17 protein-coding genes are annotated in these 17,530 nt (G+C 70.4%); 14 read left to right on the top strand and 3 right to left on the bottom strand.

Annotation, left to right across the window (positions count from 1 at the left end; genetic code table 11):
- Positions 1 to 4: 4 nt before the first annotated feature.
- The 5 genes from PE066_RS05580 to PE066_RS05560 are packed head-to-tail and all read left to right on the top strand — an operon-like array spanning position 5 to position 3,717.
- Entirely contained in the window at positions 5 to 859 is an 855-nt protein-coding gene (locus tag PE066_RS05580; protein ID WP_271235570.1) for an alpha/beta fold hydrolase, read from the top strand.
- Positions 844 to 1,320 (top strand): flavodoxin domain-containing protein, encoded by a 477-nt coding sequence (locus tag PE066_RS05575; protein WP_271235569.1) that lies wholly within the window; start codon positions 844 to 846, stop codon positions 1,318 to 1,320. Before PE066_RS05580 ends, PE066_RS05575 begins: the two co-directional genes overlap by 16 nt.
- On the top strand, positions 1,317 to 2,264 hold the full coding sequence (locus PE066_RS05570; RefSeq protein WP_271235568.1) for a LysR family transcriptional regulator: 948 nt from the start codon (positions 1,317 to 1,319) through the stop codon (positions 2,262 to 2,264). The genes PE066_RS05575 and PE066_RS05570 overlap by 4 nt, the downstream gene beginning before the upstream one ends.
- 59 nt (positions 2,265 to 2,323) lie before the next feature.
- Positions 2,324 to 2,893, top strand: coding sequence for an SRPBCC family protein (locus PE066_RS05565; protein WP_271235567.1), 570 nt, complete (start codon positions 2,324 to 2,326; stop codon positions 2,891 to 2,893).
- A 23-nt stretch (positions 2,894 to 2,916) separates the two neighbouring features.
- Entirely contained in the window at positions 2,917 to 3,717 is an 801-nt protein-coding gene (locus PE066_RS05560; RefSeq protein WP_271235566.1) for an aspartate dehydrogenase, read from the top strand.
- Between the two features lie 98 nt (positions 3,718 to 3,815).
- Here PE066_RS05560 and PE066_RS05555 read toward each other — a convergent pair whose 3' ends face one another.
- Complete coding sequence (locus tag PE066_RS05555; RefSeq protein WP_271235565.1) at positions 3,816 to 4,286, bottom strand: Lrp/AsnC family transcriptional regulator; 471 nt, start codon at positions 4,284 to 4,286, stop codon at positions 3,816 to 3,818.
- Positions 4,287 to 4,371: 85 nt separating this feature from the next.
- Here PE066_RS05555 and mdeB point away from each other — a divergent pair, with 85 nt between their 5' ends.
- The 6 genes from mdeB (at position 4,372) to PE066_RS05525 (ending at position 12,723) form a co-directional block, all read left to right on the top strand.
- Positions 4,372 to 6,984, top strand: coding sequence for an alpha-ketoglutarate dehydrogenase (gene mdeB / locus PE066_RS05550; protein WP_271235564.1), 2,613 nt, complete (start codon positions 4,372 to 4,374; stop codon positions 6,982 to 6,984).
- Between the two features lie 210 nt (positions 6,985 to 7,194).
- Positions 7,195 to 8,694: a DUF4118 domain-containing protein gene (locus tag PE066_RS05545; protein ID WP_271235563.1), complete on the top strand. Its 1,500-nt coding sequence runs from the start codon at positions 7,195 to 7,197 to the stop codon at positions 8,692 to 8,694.
- On the top strand, positions 8,691 to 9,377 hold the full coding sequence (locus PE066_RS05540; protein WP_271235562.1) for a response regulator: 687 nt from the start codon (positions 8,691 to 8,693) through the stop codon (positions 9,375 to 9,377). Before PE066_RS05545 ends, PE066_RS05540 begins: the two co-directional genes overlap by 4 nt.
- 13 nt (positions 9,378 to 9,390) lie before the next feature.
- Positions 9,391 to 11,325, top strand: a complete 1,935-nt coding sequence (locus PE066_RS05535; RefSeq protein ID WP_271235561.1) for a potassium transporter Kup — start codon at positions 9,391 to 9,393, stop codon at positions 11,323 to 11,325.
- Positions 11,326 to 11,433: 108 nt separating this feature from the next.
- Positions 11,434 to 11,862 carry a VOC family protein gene (locus tag PE066_RS05530; protein ID WP_271235560.1) on the top strand — a complete coding sequence of 143 codons (429 nt, stop codon included), beginning with the start codon at positions 11,434 to 11,436 and terminating at the stop codon, positions 11,860 to 11,862.
- Between the two features lie 153 nt (positions 11,863 to 12,015).
- Complete coding sequence (locus PE066_RS05525) at positions 12,016 to 12,723, top strand: class I SAM-dependent methyltransferase (RefSeq protein ID WP_271235559.1); 708 nt, start codon at positions 12,016 to 12,018, stop codon at positions 12,721 to 12,723.
- Here PE066_RS05525 and PE066_RS05520 read toward each other — a convergent pair.
- Positions 12,701 to 13,657, bottom strand: a complete 957-nt coding sequence (locus tag PE066_RS05520) for a polyprenyl synthetase family protein (RefSeq protein WP_271235558.1) — start codon at positions 13,655 to 13,657, stop codon at positions 12,701 to 12,703. The two genes, PE066_RS05525 and PE066_RS05520, sit on opposite strands and share 23 nt — an antisense overlap.
- A gap of 14 nt (positions 13,658 to 13,671) precedes the next feature.
- Positions 13,672 to 14,403, bottom strand: a complete 732-nt coding sequence (locus PE066_RS05515) for a hypothetical protein (RefSeq protein ID WP_271235557.1) — start codon at positions 14,401 to 14,403, stop codon at positions 13,672 to 13,674.
- 226 nt (positions 14,404 to 14,629) lie between these two features.
- On the opposite strand from PE066_RS05515, the gene PE066_RS05510 reads away from it, so the two are divergent.
- From PE066_RS05510 to PE066_RS05500, 3 genes are all read left to right on the top strand, one after another.
- On the top strand, positions 14,630 to 15,595 hold the full coding sequence (locus tag PE066_RS05510; protein ID WP_271235556.1) for an ATP-grasp domain-containing protein: 966 nt from the start codon (positions 14,630 to 14,632) through the stop codon (positions 15,593 to 15,595).
- Positions 15,596 to 15,840: 245 nt separating this feature from the next.
- Positions 15,841 to 17,079 (top strand): serine/threonine-protein kinase, encoded by a 1,239-nt coding sequence (locus PE066_RS05505; protein ID WP_271235555.1) that lies wholly within the window; start codon positions 15,841 to 15,843, stop codon positions 17,077 to 17,079.
- 66 nt (positions 17,080 to 17,145) lie between these two features.
- Positions 17,146 to 17,526: a hypothetical protein gene (locus PE066_RS05500; protein WP_271235554.1), complete on the top strand. Its 381-nt coding sequence runs from the start codon at positions 17,146 to 17,148 to the stop codon at positions 17,524 to 17,526.
- Positions 17,527 to 17,530: the final 4 nt, after the last annotated feature.

Genomic DNA, 17,530 nt, shown 5'->3' with positions numbered 1-17,530 from the left:
TCGTATGACCCCGTCCTACACCCACATCGAGGGCCTTTACGGCTCGGAGTACTTCGATGAGGGCTCCGGCCCGGTCATCGTCTTCCTGCATGGCATCGGCTCGTCGTTCGATTCCTTCAGCCGCCAGATCGAGCACCTGTCGGGCAGCTTCCGCGTGATCTCCTGGGGGCTGCCCGGGTACGGGATGAGCGCCGCCCTGGACTGCGAGCAACCCGAGCTGCCGGACTACGTCGACCGCCTGCAGCAGTTCGTCGACTGGCTGGCCCTGGATTCCTTCCACCTGGTGGGCCATTCGCTCGGCGCGCTGATCGGCGCAGGGTTCGCGGCCCGCTGCCCCGAGCGGCTGCTGTCGCTTTCCCTGTGTAGCGTGCCGCAAGGCTTCGGCGCGATGCCCAAAGAGGTGCAGCAGGAGCGCTTCATCGACCGGATCTACTCGCTGTGCGCCCTGGGTCCGGCGGGAATGGCCGAACGCCGCGGCCCGCGGCTGGTGACGCCGAACGCCGATCCGGAAGTGGTCAGCCGCATCGTGGCCACCATGTCCAAGGTGCGCTACGACGGTTACGCCCACGCCTCCCACATGCTCGCGCGCGCCGACGTGCGGCCGTTCGCCGAGCAGATCCCCGACTGGCTGCCGGTGCTGCTGTACGTGGGTTCCGAGGACCACATCACGCCGCCGAGCGACAGCGAGGTGGTGCTCGGCTGCCTGAAGCACGCCGTTTTCGAAATCCTGCCCGGAGCCGGCCATGCCATCTACCTCGAGCGTCCGCTCGAGTTCTCCGCCTGCATCCAGAAGTTCGTCGAGAAACTGGGGCGCACCAGGCCGCTGATCGCCGGCCAGCGGGAATGCAGCGTCGACTGAGCGTCCTGGTCGCATCGTCGAACGGGATGGCCTGGCGGATCTGCGGCTTTGCCTGCGAGTTCCTGCGCACCGAGTTCGCGGACATCGAGATGCTCGACGCCGGCTCGACGCCGGCCACCGCCCTGGCGCAGCGCGGCCGTTTCCTGCTGGTGGTGAGCAGCACCTTCGGCCGCGGCGAACTGCCGAGGGCGGCGCAGCCCCTGCAAGCCAGCCTGCGCGAGCGCCGGGTGGACCTGTCCGGCATCGTGTTCGGCGTCGTCTGCCTGGGCGACCGCAGTTTCCGCGAGACCTTCTGCGGCGCCGCCGCGCGCTGGAAGGAGCTGCTGGGTTTCGGTGGCGCCCGCTTCGCCGGCCCGGAACTGAAGCTGGACATGTGCGAGCGCCGGATCGAGCTGCCGCGCCTGCATGCGTGGTCGCGCGCATGGCTGGCCTCGCTCGGCCGTACATCATTGGCCGAATGACCAAGCCCGAACGAAGCCCCGACTCCAGCCGCATGCTGTCCTCGGCGCAGATGCAGGCCTTCCAGGCCATGATGCTGTGCCGAAACATGACCGAGGCCGCCGACCGGCTCGGCATCTCCGAGGCGGCGGTCAGCAAGCTCAAGGCCGCGCTGGAGCAGGAGCTGGGCGTGCAGCTGTTCACCCGGGTGTCGGGCAAGCTGGTGCCGACCCAGGAGGCCAAGACGCTGCTGCCCTACGTGCAAAGGGCCGTCAACAGCATCCACGCGGCCAAGAGCGCCGCCGCCGCGTTGCGGCAGACCAGCTTCTCGCGGCTGAACATCGTCTGTGCCGGCCCGGCCGTGTTCCATCCGGTGCCGGCAGCCATCAAGCGCATCTCCGAATCGTTCCCGGATGCGCAGATGCAGCTGGACATCGACAGCCTGCGGGGCGTGCTGGAGAAGGTCGCCTACAACATCGCGGACGTGGGCATCGGCCCTGCCGGCGGGCGTGAAGTGGACCCGCGCGTGGTCGGCATGTGCGACGTGGAAGTGCTCAGCCGCGATGCGCTGGTGGTGGTGCTGCCCAAGGGCCACCGGCTCGCCCGCGCCTCCATCGTCCGGCCGGAGGACCTGGCGGGCGAAACCCTCGTTTCGCTGGACAGCACCTCGACCACGGCCGAGATGATCTCGTCCGTCCTGTTCCAGAGCGGCGTGCCCTTCCGGCGGACCGTGACGGCCGCCAATGGCGTGGGCGTCTGCGCGCTGGTGGCCTCGGGGGTGGGCGTCGGCTTCCTCAACCCGAACTTCTTCCATTCCGCCGTCGAATGGAACGTGGTCAAGCGGCCGTTCAGCCCGCGCATCGAGCTGCGGACCTGCATCTACCGGTCCAAGCTGAGCAAGAGCACGCCGGTGATGGACCGCTTCGTCGAGGAATTGAAGCGCGCGCTGCCCGAAATCGAGCAGTGAGCCGGACGGAGCCGGCCGGAATCGGCGAGCTCCAAGCGAAACAAGGAGATGCGACAGCCATGAAGATGAACGGAGAGAAGACCCTGCCCTTGTCGCAGCAGGTCGTATGGGAAGCCCTGAATGACCCCGAGGTCCTGAAAGGGTGCATCCCGGGATGCGAGACGGTCGTGCAGACCGCCGATGGATACGAAGTCGTGCTGGTGGCCTCGATCGGGCCGGTGAAGGCGCGGTTCAAGGGGCAGATCGTCCTGAAGGACGTGCAGGCCCCGGATCGCTACACGCTCGTGTTCAGTGGCCAGGGCGGCGTGGCCGGCCATGGGAAGGGCGAGGCCTCGGTGGCACTGTCCTCGCCGGCCGTGGACAGCACCCTCATCCAGTACACGGCGCAAGCGAGTGTCGGCGGCAAGCTGGCGCAGATCGGCTCGCGCCTGGTGGACATGGCGGCGCAGAAGATGGCCGAGGACTTCTTCGCGGCCTTCGTGCAGCAATTGCAGCAGCGCCACGCGCCGGTCGCGCCAGCGCCAGCCCAGCCGGCTGGCAGTGGGCGCGGCGGCCTGCTTGAATCGCTGCTGGCCTGGTTCTCCCGCGTCTTGCGGGGCCGCCCGGCCGTGGGCCGGCAAGACCGGTAGCGCTGGACGCAGGGGGAACCAGGATGCTGAAGATTGCAGTGATCGGGTGCGGCGCCATCAGCCAGGCGGTGCTGCAGGAACTCGCGCGCGATGGCGCGGTGGAGGTGGCCGCCGTGGTGGTGCGCCCGGAAAGCCTGGCCGAAGCGCGCGCCAAGGTGCGCGACTTGGCGCCGCGCGCCGAGGTCTGCACGGAGTTGCCGCAGCGGCCTTTCGACCTCGTGGTCGAGGCTGCCGGCCACGCGGCCATCGAGCAGCACGTCGTGCCGGCGCTGTCGCGGGGCGTGCCCTGCGTGATCGTGTCGATCGGCGCGCTCGCCGCGCCCGGCGTCGCCGAGCGGCTGGAGCGCGCGGCGCGCGCGGGGTCGGCCCAGGTGCGCCTGATTTCCGGGGCCATCGGCGCGCTGGATGCCCTGGCAGCGGCGCGCCAGGGCGGGCTCGACACCGTCACCTACACCGGTTGCAAGCCGCCCCACGCCTGGGAGGGCCTGCCGGCGGCGAATCTGCCCCGGCTGGCGGACCTGCGCGAACCCGAGACGATCTTCGAGGGCAGCGCGCGCGAGGCCTGCGCGCTGTTCCCGAAGAACGCCAACGTGGCCGCGGCGATCTCGATTGCGGGCGTCGGCATGGAGGCCACCCGGGTGCGGCTGGTGGCCGATCCCTCCATCCGCGAGAACGCCCACAAGGTGCATGCCTGCGGAGACTTCGGCGAGCTCGAGCTGGTCATGCGCAACAAGGCGCTGGCCTCGAACCCGAAAACCTCGTTGCTGACCGTGTTTAGCGTGCTGCGGGCCGTCCGCAGCCGGCTGGATCCGGTGCTGATCTGACGATCGCCGGTGCAGAACCTCGGCGTCCGGCTCGCCGCCAAGGCCCGTCGGCTTGGCCGACTGATCCGGTCGGTGCGAGGCCGGTACTCGCGCGCCGATCAGCCGTGGGCGGGCAACGGGAGCGCCGTTTTGTAGCGCACCTGCTTGAGCGCGAAGCTCGAGCGGATCTTCTCGATCCCCGGGATGGGCGTGAGCTGGTCCAGGATGAAACGCTCCAGCGCCGCGATATCGGAAACCGCCACACGGATCAGGTAGTCGCTGTCGCCGGTCATGAGGTAGCACTCCATGACCTCGTCGTGCTCGGCGATGCGCTGTTCGAAGGCGGCCAGCGCCTCCTTGGACTGTGCCTTCAGGCTGATGTTGATGAAGACGTTGAGGCCCAGCCCCAGGGACTTGCCGTTCACCAGGGCGACGTAACGTTCGATCACGCCGGCCGCTTGCAGGGCCTTGACCCTCGCCAGGCAGGGCGAAGGCGACAGGTGCACACGGCGGGCCAGTTCCACGTTGGTCAGGGAGCCGTCGTGCTGCAGCGCGTCCAGGATACGAAGGTCGATGGTGTCGAGCTGCATGGCGGCGGCATTCTATGCTGCGGCGGTCGAGCTGCGCGCGATATTCGGTAGCTTCTGCTGTGCCCCCGCGCCTACAGTGGAAGGCATGACGGACCTCGGCACCACCCGCTACCTCGCTGACCCGGGCGGCGACTTCGACCCGGTCGAGACGGCCGAATGGCGCGACGCCTTCCTGGCGGTGGTCGCCACCCACGGGCCGTCGCGTGCCCGCTTTCTCCTCGACCAGCTGGCGGTGCTGGCCCGCCAGCCGGGCGTGGCGTGGTCGCCGGAGCTGGCCACGCCCTACGTCAACACCGTGCCGGTCGAGGCGCAGCCGGAGTTCCCGGGCGACCTGGCCATCGAGGAGAAGCTGGCTTCCCTGATGCGGTGGAACGCGCTGGCCATGGTGGTCCGCGCGAACACCGCGTATGGCGAGCTGGGCGGGCACATCGCCAGCTACGCCAGCGCCGCCGACCTGTTCGAAGTCGGCTTCAACCACTTCTTCCGTGCCCGCAACGACCAGCAGGGTGGCGACCTGGTGTTCTTCCAGCCGCACAGCGCGCCAGGCGTGTACGCCCGTGCGCTCCTCGAAGGGCGCCTGTCCGAGCACGACCTGGCGCACTACCGCCAGGAGATCACGGCGCCGCAGCAGGGCGCGCGCGGCCTCTCGAGCTATCCGCACCCCTGGCTGATGCCGGAGTTCTGGCAGTTCCCGACCGGCTCCATGGGCATCGGCCCGATCAGCTCGATCTACCACGCGCGCTTCATGCGCTACCTCACGCACCGCGGCCTGCTGGACACCGAAGGCCGCAAGGTGTGGGGCGTGTTCGGCGACGGCGAGATGGACGAGCCCGAGAGCATGAGTGCGCTGACGCTGGCCTCGCGCGAGAAGCTGGACAACCTGGTCTGGGTGGTCAACTGCAACCTGCAGCGCCTGGACGGGCCGGTGCGTGGCAACGGCCGGATCGTCGACGAACTCGAAAAACTGTTCCGCGGCGCCGGCTGGAACGTGGTCAAGCTGCTGTGGGGCAGCGACTGGGACGGGCTGTTCGCGCGCGACACGACCCAGGCGCTGGTGCGTGCCTTCGCCGGCACGGTGGACGGGCAGATGCAGACCTTCGCCGCCAAGGACGGCCGCTTCAACCGCGACAACTTCTTCGGCCAGGACGGGGAGCTGGTCCGGCTGGCGCAGGGCATGACCGACGAGCAGATCGATCGCTTGAAGCGCGGCGGCCACGATCTGGTGAAGATCCATGCGGCCTACGAGCGGGCGGCGAGGCACCGCGGCCAGCCCACGGTGATCCTGGCCCACACCAAGAAGGGCTTCGGCATGGGCGCGGCCGGCCAGGGCCGGATGACCACTCACAGCCAGAAGAAGCTGGACGAGGCGGCCCTGCTGGCGTTCCGCAACCGCTTCGAGCTGCCGCTCTCGGACGAGCAGGCCCGGACGCTGGCGTTCCACAAGCCCGCGCCGGACAGCCCGGAACTGCGCTACCTGCACGAGCGCCGCCGCGCGCTGGGCGGCTACCTGCCGCGGCGCGAGTCGCAGGCGCCGGCGCTGCCGGTGCCGCCGCTGGCCTCGTATGGGCAGTTCGCCGTGCAGGCGGGCGGCAAGGAGATGTCGACCACCATGGCCTTCGTGCGCCTGCTGGGCAACCTGCTGAAGGACCCGCAGCTGGGGCCCCGCATCGTGCCGATCGTGGCCGACGAGGCGCGCACCTTCGGCATGGCCAACCTGTTCAAGCAGGTGGGCATCTATTCCAGCGTGGGCCAGAAGTACGAACCGGAGGACATCGGCTCGGTGCTGTCGTACCGCGAGGCGCTGGACGGGCAGATCCTGGAGGAGGGCATCAGCGAGGCGGGCGCCATTGCCAGCTGGACCGCCGCGGCCACCAGCTACAGCGTGCACGGCCTGCCGATGCTGCCGTTCTACATCTACTACTCGATGTTCGGCTTCCAGCGCGTGGGCGACGCGATCTGGGCGGCCGCCGACCAGCGCGCCCGCGGCTTCCTGCTGGGCGCCACCTCCGGCCGCACCACGCTGGCCGGCGAGGGCCTGCAGCACCAGGACGGCAGCAGCCACCTGGTCGCCGCGACCCTTCCCAACTGCAAGGCCTACGACCCGGCCTTCGCCGGCGAGATGGCGGTGCTGGTGGACCACGGCATGCGCGAGATGCTGGTGGAGCAGCGCGACGTCTTCTACTACCTGACGCTGATGAACGAGAACTACGCGCAGCCGGACCTGCCGGAGAGCGCGCGCGAGGGGGTCATCCGTGGCGGCTACCGCCATTCGAGCTTCGCGGACGGATCGGCACCGGCGCGCGTCACCTTGCTCGGATCGGGCGCGATCCTTCCCGAAGTGCTGAAGGCCGCCGGGCAGCTCGCGGGCGAGGGCATCGGCGTCGAGGTGGTCAGCATCACCAGCTGGAGCGAGCTGGCCCGCGACGGGCTGGCCTGCGAGCGCAAGGCGATGGCGGGCGAGGGCGGGACCGAGCCCTACCTGCAGCAACTGCTGGCGGGCTCGGGCCCGGTGATCGCCGCGAGCGACTATGTGCGGGCGGTGCCGGAAAGCATTCGCGCCTACGTGCCGCCGGGCCGCCGCTACCTCACGCTGGGCACGGACGGGTTCGGTCGCAGCGACACGCGGGCGGCGCTGCGGGCCTTCTTCGGGGTCGATGCGGCCAGCATCGCCGCGGCCGCCCGGTTCGCGCTGTCCTGAGATCGATTCGTGCGGCGCCCTCGTGTGGAGGGCAAGACACAGCCGGAGCGGGTAGCGCGGCCAAGCTGACCGCGCTCGGCGGTTGATCGAGGCTCCCCTTTGCCTGTCGAGCATGATCAACGGTTGTGCTACGCCAGCGCGCTTTCGAGGCGTCAACGGCCCGCACGGCCCTAACGCCATCCTGATGCCGCCGGTGCTACCTTCACCGGCATGAGCACCGCAGCCCGCTCCTCCGGGCCGCCGGACGCCCGCAAGGTGCGCGACGGCTGGGTCGGCTGCGGGCTGCTCGTGGCGGCGACCGTGCTCAACCTGCTGCTGGACCGCCACGTCAGCGTGACCAGCGAAGCGATGGTCTACGTGCTGGCCCTGGTGCTGGCCTCCTACACGCTCGGCCGGGTGGCTTCGCTGTGCTGCGCCATCGGGGCCGTCACGCTCCTCAACTTCTTCTTCGTCTCGCCCCGGTACAGCTTCCGGGTGGACGCGCAGGAGAACCTGTTCGCCCTGTTCGCCCTGCTGGCGGTCGCCCTGGTCATCAGCCACCTGGGCACGGGCTTGCGGCGCGAGACGGAAGCCGCGCGCCTGAACGAGCGGCGCGCGCGCCAGCTGCAGGAGATGGCCGTCGAGCTCGCGGTCGCCGCGTTGCCGGCCGAGGTCCTGGCGATCGCGCACCGCAACCTGAACCGCGCCTTCCCGGGGCCCTGCACCGTCGCCCTGCTCGACGCGCAGGGCGACCTGCACTTGCGGGCGGAGCAGGCGCCGCTGCGCGACGGCCTGCAGGCCTGCATCCGCGAGGCGGCGACGCTCGGCCCGGGCACGGGGCGCTGGCCGGGCCTGCAGGCCTGGTACCTGCCGTTGCGCACCGAGAGCCATACGGGCGGGGCGGCCTGCGTGCAGAACGTATCGGCGTCCGACAACGGCGGCCGGGAGCACGCCCAGGCGATCTGCGCGCTTGCGGGCCAGGCGCTCTGGCGCATCCGGCTGGCGGCGGCGATGCGCGACGCCCAGGAACAGTCGCAATGGCATCGCGCGCAAAGCACCCTGCTGGCGGCCATCTCGCACGACTTCCGCACGCCGCTGGCGGCCATCATGGGCGCCGCCTCGTCGCTGCAGACGCAGGGTGAACGGCTGCCGCCGCTGCAGCGCCAGCGCATGCTCGCCACCATCCTGGGCGAGTCGCGGCACCTGGCGACGCTGACGGACAACACCCTGCAACTGGTGCGGCTCGATCACGCCGGCGAGATCCCCATGGATTGGGAGTCGGTCGAGGAGATCGTCGGCGCCGTGCTGGCCCGGGTGCGCCAGCGCGACGCGGCGCACCGCATCCAGTCGCAGGTGCCGGCGCGCTTGCCGCTGATCAGGGCCGACCCGGTGCTGCTCGCCCAGCTGCTCGAGAACCTGCTGGACAACGCGCTCAAGTACAGCGCGGGCCGGATCGACCTCGACGTGCGGCAGCGGGACCATCGCATCGAGCTGGCCGTGCTCGACCGGGGCGACGGCATTCCCGCCGGCGAGGAAGCGGCCATCTTCGAGCCCTGGCACCGCAGCGACCGGTCCGGCCAGCGCGGCGACGGGCTGGGCCTGGCCGTCGGCCGTGCGATCGCCCGCGCCCACCACGGCGAGCTGTCGGTGCGCCGGCGCGAAGGCGGCGGCAGCGCCTTCGTGCTGGTGCTCCCGGTCGAGGCGGCGCAGCCGGTGATGGAGCCCGCATGACGCTGCGGCTGCTGGTGGTCGAAGACGACCCGGCGATCCGGACCATGCTGCAGTCGAGCCTGGCCGTCGAAGGCTTCGACGTCCGCACGGCGGTGAGCATCAGCGAGGCGCGCGCGCTGCTGCGCCATGCAGCGCCGGACGTCGTGCTGCTGGACCTGGGCCTGCCGGACGGCGACGGCAGCGACCTGGTGCGGGATGCGCGCCAGCAGCATGCGATACCCGTGCTCGTCGTCTCGGCCCGGCACCAGGAGGCGGAGAAGGTCAGGCTGCTGGATGCCGGCGCTGACGACTACCTGACCAAGCCGTTCAGCGTCGGCGAGCTGCTGGCCCGCATCCGGGTGGCCCTGCGCCACCGTGGAACGTCCTTGCCGGCGGCGCTCACCGTGTACGAGTCGGACGGCTTGCGCGTGGACCTCGGGGCGCGGCGGGTCGAGGCGCGGGGCCATCCGGTGCACCTGACGCCCACCGAGTACCAGCTGCTCGCGCGGCTGGTGCGCAGTGCCGGCAAGGTGGTCACGCACCGGCAACTGCTGACGGAGGTCTGGGGGCCGGAGTTCGCCCAGCACACGCACTACCTGCGCCTCTACATGGCGCAGCTGCGCGCGAAGATCGAGGAGAGGCCCGAGGAGCCGCGCTACCTGCTCACCGAGACGGGTGTCGGCTACCGCCTCGCCGCAGCCTGAAGGGGGTGCCGACATGCAGGCAGGACACGCACGGCGGCAGGGCGGCGGATCCGTCCGCCTGCCCATCGCAGCGGCGGGAACCGCCGGACGGGAGAGCCGGGCCGCGCTCACCCTGGGTGCGCTGGGCGTCGTGTTCGGCGACATCGGCACCAGCCCGCTGTACACCGTGCGGGAAATCTTCAACCCCGAGCACCGGTTGCCGTTGGACGCCGCCAACCTCATCGGCTCCGTCTCGGTCGTGCTGTGGGGCCTGCTCTTCATCGTCACCCTGAAATACGTCGTGCTGATCCTGCGCGCGGACAACCGGGGCGAGGGCGGCATCATGGCGCTGACCGCCCTGGCCGCACAGGCGGCGGGCCGGACGGCCCGCCGCCGGCACGTGCTGCTGCTGGTCGGCGTGTTCGGAGCGGCGCTGTTCTACGGCGACAGCATCATCACCCCGGCCATCTCCGTGCTCAGTGCGGTGGAAGGCCTGGAAGTAGCCACGCCGGCCTTGAAGCCCTACGTGCTGCCGATCTCCCTGGGGGTGCTGGTCGCGCTGTTCGCCGTCCAGCGCTTCGGCACGGGCGTGGTCGGCAAGCTGTTCGGCCCGGTCATCGGCCTGTGGTTCGTGGTGATCGCCGTCGCCGGCCTGCTGCATGTCGTGCGCGAGCCGCTCATCCTCCAGGCGCTCAATCCGCTGCATGCGCTCGCCTTCGCCGGCCGGCAGGGCTGGCACTTCTTCGTCATCCTGGGCGCCATCGTGCTGGCCTTCACCGGCTCGGAGGCGCTGTACGCCGACCTGGGCCACTTCGGCAAGCGACCGATCCGGATCGCCTGGAGCAGCCTGGTGCTGCCATCGCTGGCCCTGAACTACATGGGGCAGGCGGCGCTGCTGATGCGCGAACCGGCGGCCCTGGAAAATCCGTTCTTCCGGCTGTTCCCGTCCGCGCTGCTGCTTCCCGCGGTGGTGCTGGCCACCGTGGCGACCATCATCGCGTCGCAGGCCGTGATCACCGGGGCCTACTCGCTCACCCAGCAGGCGATCCAGCTGGGCTTGCTGCCGCGCATGCAGATGATGCATACCTCCGAGAAGGAGATGGGCCAGATCTACCTGCCCCTGGTGAACTGGCTGCTGCTTGCGGCCGTCGTGCTGGCCGTCCTCGGATTCGGAAGCTCGTCGGCGCTGGCCTCGGCCTACGGCATCGCCGTGACCTTGACGATGCTGGCCACGACCCTCCTGACGTTCTTCGTGGTGCGCCATGCGTGGCGCTACCCGCTGCCGGTCACGGTGGGCGCGACGGCCCTGTTCCTCGGGGTCGATGCCGTCCTGGTGGCCGCGTGCTCGCTGAAGTTCGCCCAGGGCGGCTGGTTCCCGCTGGCGCTCGGGCTCGCGCTGTTCACGGTCATGGCGAGCTGGCGCCGCGGCCGCGAACTGCTGATGGGCAGCATCAGCCAGGGCGACCCCGAGCTGCTGCCTTTCCTGCAGGCGCTCGCGCTGGACGAGATGCCGCGCGCGATGCGCACGGCCGTCTATGCGGTGGCCAGCCCGGACACCGTGCCGCAGGCGCTGCTGCACAACCTCAAGCACAACCAGGTCCTGCACGAACGCAACCTGATCCTGGTCGTGCGGTTCCAGGACGTGCCGTGGGTGGCGCCGGCCGACCGCGTCGCGGTGCAGCCGCTGGTGCCGGGCTTCTGGCGGGTGCAGGTGAACTATGGCTTCAAGGACATCCCCGACATTCCGCAGGCACTTGCCCTGTGCCGCACGGCGGAACTGCCGATCGACGTGGACGAGGTCAGCTATTTCCTGAGCCGGGAGACCATCGTTCCGGTCCGCGCGGCCGGCATGCTGCGCTGGCGCGCGGGGCTGTTCGCCTTCATGTCGCGCAACGCTGGCAGCGTGGCCGACTTCCTGCGGCTGCCGAACAACTGCGTGATCGAGCTCGGCACGCGCGTGCAGATCTAGCGGGCGGGGCGGGCCGCCGGTTACGGACCTGCAACAACGCCGTGCGCAGGGGCCGGATGTCCCGCAGAATCGCTGCCTGTCGGCGTCAACCGGGCAAGGAGCAAACCTATGGAAATCCAGGAACTGCACCGCGGCCGCCTCATCGACCACATCCAGCTGGTGGTGCGCGACTTTCCTGCCGCGCAGGCCTTCTATGCGTCGATCTTCGACGTGCTGGGCATTCCGCTGGGCGGCAGCGGCGACGGTTTCTTCTGGGCGGACGAGCTGGTCGTTTCGACCCGCGAGAGCCCGGCCGCGCAGGGTGAGCTCACCGGCCGCCAGCACCTGGCGTTCCAGGCGCAGAGCCGGGCCATGGTGGACGCCTTCCACCGGGCTGCCCTGGCCCACGGCGGCAAGGACAACGGCGCGCCCGGCGTGCGGCCCTACCACCCCGACTACTACGCTGCCTTCGTGCTCGACCCGGACGGCAACAACATCGAGGCCGTGTACCACGGCGAGGCGCAGCGCAGCGCGGCGTCGGTGAAAGTCACGTTCTAGCGACAGGGGTCGGGGGCTTCACTGCCGGCACCGGCCGGGCCGACCCGCCGCCGATATTTCACATCTTCGCGATGGGCCGCAGCTTCCGGCTTGTGCGGACACCCTGCAGCGACCCACGATACGGATTTCCAGCAGGCTTCGACAGGACCCTCGATGCCGTTCGAACCGGTTGATCCCAGGCTGGCGCTGGTGGAGCGCTTCTTCCAGGGCACGGGCCACAGCTACGACCACATGGTCGGTGCCGCCACATTCGGCATCGACCGCCTGTGGAAGCGGCGGATCTGCCGCCTCATTCCGCCGCAAGCGCGCCGGGTGGCCGATCTCGCCTGCGGGACGGGTATCTCCACCCTGGCGATCGCCCGCCACCTGCCGGATTGCCAAGTGGTGGGTGTCGAACTTCGAGAGGAGTACCTGGCGATCGCGCGGGAGAAGGTGCGACGGCAAGGGGTTGGCAACGTCGAGCTGGTCCTCGGCCGCGCCGAGGACTACCGCTCGCAGCTGCCCTTCGACTGCATCAGCTCCTCCTACCTGGCGAAGTACGCCGACCTGCCGCGGCTGGTCGGCAACGCCTGGGACATGCTCGAACCTGGCGGCCTGCTCCTGATGCATGACTTCACCTATCCGCCCAGGCCTCTTCTCGTCGCGCTCTGGCGCCTGTACTTCAAGGCCCTGCAGCGGCTAGGCACGCCGCTGTTTCCCGCCTGGCGCGAGATCTTCCATGGACTGCCGCAGCTGATCGAACAGACCCGGTGGCCGCAGGAGCTGCAGGCCGCCTTGCAGCAACGCGGTTTCGTCGAGATCCGCCGGCTGGACCTGACCCTGCATGGTTCGGCCATCGTCACGGCGCGCCGGCCGCCATAGCCGCGACGATGTGATCGGGCGCGGTTGCGAGCAGCCCATCGAGAAAACCGCCGGGAAGCTGGCTGGCAGCGGCCCTTGCCTGCTGCAGGCGGGCTTCGATGCCCGCCGCCATGGCGCTGCGCAGCACCAGCCGCAGCCGTGCCGCATGATCCGGCCCGGGCGGGGAAGGCGCCTGGGCCAGGTCAGGGCAGAAATGCCAGGCGGCCGGGGCGAGCAGGGCCAGCTGCGCCGCCGTAGCAGGGCGACCCGGTGGCCGCCCGACCAGATCCTGCAGGTCGTCGGCCATCTGGTAGGCCTCGCCGGTCCGGGCGCCGTACTCGAACGCGTGCGCCGCGACGGATGCGGACGCACCGGCGGCCAGCGCGCCCATGCGGCACGCCGTACCGAACAGGACGCCCGTCTTGAGGTAAATGAGCTCGGGGTAGGGCATGCCTTCGCCGCCAGGCGAGTGCAGCGTGTCGGTGGGCTCCAGCGGCTCCTGGAACGCCCCCGCGGCCATGGTGGCGATGGCCTGCGCCAGTGCGAGCCCATCGTCCCGGCCCAGTTCCACCATCCGCTGCAGCGCCGTGGCGAACATCAGGTCGGCCAGCAGTACGGCCCGGCGCGGGCCTTCGGTGGCCCAGGTGGCGGGACGGTTGCGGCGCGAGGCGTCGCCGTCGACCAGGTCATCGTGGATCAGGGAAGCCGCATGCACGCACTCAACGGCCATGGCCCGCGGGACAGCCGCCGCCGGGTCTCCGCCCAGTGCATCGTTCAACAGGCACACGAGGCTGCCGCGCAGCCGCTTGCCACCGGCCAGCACCGTGCGGACGGTGGACAGATGGCCTGCCGGAAGCCGGTCGAAGAAGTGCGGGAGGGCGCGCTCGAACCCCTCTTCCAGCCGCTCGCGAGTGGCTTGCCAGTACGCCTCGAAGGCAGGCACGGAGGTGGCCACCTCGCTGTCCCCTCTCAGCCAGGCCAGCGCCAGGCCGCCAGCCCTGCGCCCAGCAGCATCACCCCGAGGCTCACGGCCTTGAGGATGGACTCAAATTGCTGCTGGCAGATGCGCTCCCGGGCGGACGGTGGCTCGAGGCCCGTGGCCCGCTTGAGGAGCTTGTAGGGCCGGGAGGCCTTGATCTCGACCAGCGCCAGCAGGGCCGCCGCGCTGGCGACCAGTAGGGCCGCCCAGGAAAGCCGGTTGGTCTGCAGGATATGGCCGGCCCCTACAGGCAGGGCGCCCCAGGCCAGCGCGAACCAGCCGTCCGTGTGGAAGCGGCCGCGGAACCACTCGAGGTTGTAGGCGAGCAGGAAGAGGCCCTCGGCCGCGGCGATCCACCACAGCATGGGGGCATCGCGCAGCATGTAAGGGATGGCTATCGCGTAGGCGAGGGCGATCGAGCTGGCCGCCACCAGCCAGAGCTGCCGCCGCGAGAAGACACTGCCCCAGGGCTTGGTGCCCCGGCTGCCCACGGCATCCAGCGCGTGGGCGCCGATGCCCAGGGCCAAAAAGTAGATCGCCACGAGGGCCGCGACGCGATCCCAGTGGACGGTGTCCGCCAGCACCGAGCCGATCACGGTGAATGCCAGGACCATGCCCGTGTAGGGCAGGAACAGCAGGCCGACCGCGATCCGGAAGCGCAGCGGACCGAATCCCGGGACGAACCATTCGTCCAGCCTTGCCCCGTCTTGCGGACGATCCATGACGCTCTCCTTGGCGGGCACCAGCCTGTCCACTCGATGTTCACAGGATTCGAGCGTGGCGGGTGATACCGAACGTGGAGGCGAGCAGCGCACAACGGAGCGGGACGATCGTGCTCGGATGAGCTGATGTCCCCTCGACCTTGCTCGTGCCCGCGACCGGCGTCCGCTGGCGCCCCTACACCTGCGCCACCGGTGAGGAAATGCCTCTTCCACTAGATTCGGTCGCATGAACCCGGCCGGCCCCGACCTCGTCGTCCTGCATGAGCACCCCGAATGGCAGAGGCCCCTGTTTGCCGCGCTGGAGCGGCGCGGCGTGCGCTTTGCGCCGTTCGACGTGACGCGCGCCGCGTTCGTCAATACCGAGGTGCCCGGCGCGAGGCTCTACTTCAATCAGGCAAGTCCCAGCGCCTACCTTCGCGGGAACACGCGCGCGGTGCCGCTCGCCCTGGCATACATGCGCACGCTCGAGCGGCTGGGTGCCCGGGTCCTCAACGGCGCGGGTGCCTTCGCGCTGGAGTTGAGCAAGAGCGCGCAGGCGGCGCTGCTGCATTCGCTCGGCATCGACACGCCGAAGTCGATCACGTTCAATGACCCCGGTGCGCTGCGGCACTTCGCCGCCGGCATCCGGTGGCCGGCCGTGCTCAAGCCCGACCAGGGCGGCAGCGGCGCGCGCATCCAGGTGGTGGACTCGATCGAGCAGGTCGAGGAGATCTTCCGGCGCGACCCGGCGTACTGGCTGCCGGACAACCTGTTCCTGCTGCAGGAATACCTGCCGCACGATCCCGGGCAGGGCATCGTGCGCCTCGAGTTCCTCGGCGGCCGCCTCCTGTATGCGATGCGGGTGAAGACGCACGGCCGCTTCAACCTGTGCCCCTCGCCCGTCTGCAACCCGGACGACGGGGAAGGCCTGTGCGAGCTGCCTGCGGCCGGGCCGGAGGCCCCGCCGGTCGAGTTCCATTCGTATCCGGAAGTGCCCGACGAAGCGGTTGCCGTCGCCACCCGCATCGTGCAGGCCGGGCGCCTGGACGTCGGTGGCATCGAGTACCTGGAAACGCCGGACGGCCGGCGCGTGTTCTACGACGTGAACGCGAACTCGAACCTGCGGCCCTCGGTGGCGCAGGCTTGGGGCTTCGATCCGTTCGAGCGGGTGGTCGACTACCTCTGCGCGCAGCTGGACAAAGCTTGCACCTGACGCACGCGCAGGGCCCGAGGTCCCCGACGAGTGGCACCGAACCAACGCAACGTTCTTTCGCCCGCACAGGTGCATGGGCGGCACGAGTCCGCCGAACGTGGTGATGGAGCGCCCTTCTGGACTGTGCCGCACCGGCGGACGCTCTTGCGTCCTACAAGGCTCGTGCGTGGGAAGTTCGACCATGGGCCGCGATGCAGGAACGAGCGGTACATGCACGAGCCGGCGAGAGGCCGGGTCGCTGCCGATTGGAGCATCCGAACATCGCTGCGGATCGCCGGAAGGGACACGATGCAGAGCCGGCAGTTGCCGGCAATCCGTCCGCCGATGACGAGGGCGAGCGCCTGGACGAGATGCTGGCGCGGGTCGGCAGGCTGCCCCTCTTCCAGGGCCTGGCACTGGCCGCCCAGTTGCTCAGCGCGCTCGCGCACGCCCATGGCCATGGCGTGGTGCACCTGGCGCTTCGCCCGCAGGGCTTGCGCGTCAGCCGTTGTGGACGCCTGCAGGTCACGGGGTTCGATGGCGAGGCGCTCGACGGGCCGGGGGCGCCAGTCGATGCTGACGCCGATGTGCCAGGGTGCATGGCACCGGAGCAGATCGTCGGCCTGCCGGCGGACCACCGCGCGGACATCTATGCGGCCGCCGTCATCGCCTACGAGTTGCTGACGGGCGCGTCGCCGTTCCAGGTTCGGGCGATAGCGGCCGGCGCAGCCGGCCCGCAACCGAGGCGGAACGGCTGGCCCCTGCGGACGCTGCAACCCGATCTGCCGGTGGCGCTCGACGCCGTCTTCATGCGGGCGCTGGCCCAGGATCCCGACCTGCGCCACGGTTCGGCGGCCGAGTTTTTGGGCGCCTTGCTGGCAGCAGCGGGCAGGCCGGCCTGGGAGCGGCCAAGCCCAGCCCCCGGCCGCGCACGCATCGCGCGGGCACGACGGCGGCGCTCGCACGTGGCGGCGGCTGTCGTCGCTGCTGTCCTGCTGGTGGCCGGCCTGGCAACCCGGTCGCTGTCCCGTGATGAGGCGCCAGAGGTCGCCGCGACCCGAAACTCGCTGGTGGCGCATGGGCCTGGAGGAGGCGAGCGGGAAGCCGCATTGCCGGACCCGGCGGTCGTCACCCCGTTCGCCGCGACGATGTCCGAGCCGCCAGCCACCGAGGCAGTGGAAGAGGGTGCTGGTGCCGGGCGCACGCCGCGGCGCGTGCACGTGGCGACACCGCCAGCCGCGGACGCCCCGACGCAAGCCCCACCGCGGCCCAGCGCCCGTGCGGCGCGCGCGAGCGACTCGAAGGGCAGGACGCCGGCGCCCGGTCGACGAGAGCCCCGGACCGCGTCGCTCCCCGGCTGCCGAAGCGAGCCGGGGATCGCGCGCGACTTCTGCGTTGCCCTGCGCTGCGCCACGGCCGAATTCCGCAGGCATCCCGTGTGCGTCCGCATGCATGCGCAGGCCCATGCCCGCATCCAGCTCGCCGGCCCGCCGGATGGTCCCTGAGTCGATGCCAACGGCTTTCGCCGGCGCGGTAGGCACAATGCCGGCGATGACAGGAAATGACGTGCAATGAGCGGCATCGCTTCGATCCGCGTGGCCGCCTTCGTGGCGCTCGGCTATTCAATGTGGGTGCTGGCCGGAGGGGCTGTCCAGATCGGCGCCGCCGCCCAAGCCATGACGCTGCGCCTGAGCGTGGCGCAGCCCGTGACCTGGCTGGTCGGGCTGCTCGCCCTGGTGGTCGCTTGGGGACTGTGGATGCGCTATGCGTGGGCGTGGTGGCTCGGACTGGCCGCCGCCCTGTTCCAGGCCTGGCGCATGGCCTGGCCGCTGTTCGCCGGCGCGGGCGCACCGAGGCTGCCCGGCATGACCACCCTGCTGGTGCTGGCGCTGCTGCTGGTCTTCGTGGTCCTGCTGTTCATGCCCAAGGCGCGGGCTGCATGCAACCGGTGAGGGG

The sequence above is a fragment of the Ramlibacter tataouinensis genome (genome assembly GCF_027941915.1).
Taxonomy (GTDB): Bacteria; Pseudomonadota; Gammaproteobacteria; order Burkholderiales; family Burkholderiaceae_C; genus Ramlibacter; species Ramlibacter tataouinensis_C.
This window is presented reverse-complemented; position numbering and strand designations above follow the sequence as displayed.

What these genes read in the sequence shown, in the direction of transcription:
- PE066_RS05575 (WP_271235569.1), top strand. Translation starts at nt 844, where the DNA reads ATGCAGCGTCGACTGAGCGTCCTGGTCGCATCGTCGAACGGGATGGCC.
- PE066_RS05555 (WP_271235565.1), bottom strand. Translation starts at nt 4,286, where the DNA reads ATGCAGCTCGACACCATCGACCTTCGTATCCTGGACGCGCTGCAGCAC.
- PE066_RS05530 (WP_271235560.1), top strand. Translation starts at nt 11,434, where the DNA reads ATGGAAATCCAGGAACTGCACCGCGGCCGCCTCATCGACCACATCCAG.
- PE066_RS05535 (WP_271235561.1), top strand. Translation starts at nt 9,391, where the DNA reads ATGCAGGCAGGACACGCACGGCGGCAGGGCGGCGGATCCGTCCGCCTG.
- PE066_RS05515 (WP_271235557.1), bottom strand. Translation starts at nt 14,403, where the DNA reads ATGGATCGTCCGCAAGACGGGGCAAGGCTGGACGAATGGTTCGTCCCG.
- PE066_RS05580 (WP_271235570.1), top strand. Translation starts at nt 5, where the DNA reads ATGACCCCGTCCTACACCCACATCGAGGGCCTTTACGGCTCGGAGTAC.
- PE066_RS05560 (WP_271235566.1), top strand. Translation starts at nt 2,917, where the DNA reads ATGCTGAAGATTGCAGTGATCGGGTGCGGCGCCATCAGCCAGGCGGTG.
- mdeB (WP_271235564.1), top strand. Translation starts at nt 4,372, where the DNA reads ATGACGGACCTCGGCACCACCCGCTACCTCGCTGACCCGGGCGGCGAC.
- PE066_RS05500 (WP_271235554.1), top strand. Translation starts at nt 17,146, where the DNA reads ATGAGCGGCATCGCTTCGATCCGCGTGGCCGCCTTCGTGGCGCTCGGC.
- PE066_RS05510 (WP_271235556.1), top strand. Translation starts at nt 14,630, where the DNA reads ATGAACCCGGCCGGCCCCGACCTCGTCGTCCTGCATGAGCACCCCGAA.
- PE066_RS05545 (WP_271235563.1), top strand. Translation starts at nt 7,195, where the DNA reads ATGAGCACCGCAGCCCGCTCCTCCGGGCCGCCGGACGCCCGCAAGGTG.
- PE066_RS05570 (WP_271235568.1), top strand. Translation starts at nt 1,317, where the DNA reads ATGACCAAGCCCGAACGAAGCCCCGACTCCAGCCGCATGCTGTCCTCG.
- PE066_RS05540 (WP_271235562.1), top strand. Translation starts at nt 8,691, where the DNA reads ATGACGCTGCGGCTGCTGGTGGTCGAAGACGACCCGGCGATCCGGACC.
- PE066_RS05565 (WP_271235567.1), top strand. Translation starts at nt 2,324, where the DNA reads ATGAAGATGAACGGAGAGAAGACCCTGCCCTTGTCGCAGCAGGTCGTA.
- PE066_RS05525 (WP_271235559.1), top strand. Translation starts at nt 12,016, where the DNA reads ATGCCGTTCGAACCGGTTGATCCCAGGCTGGCGCTGGTGGAGCGCTTC.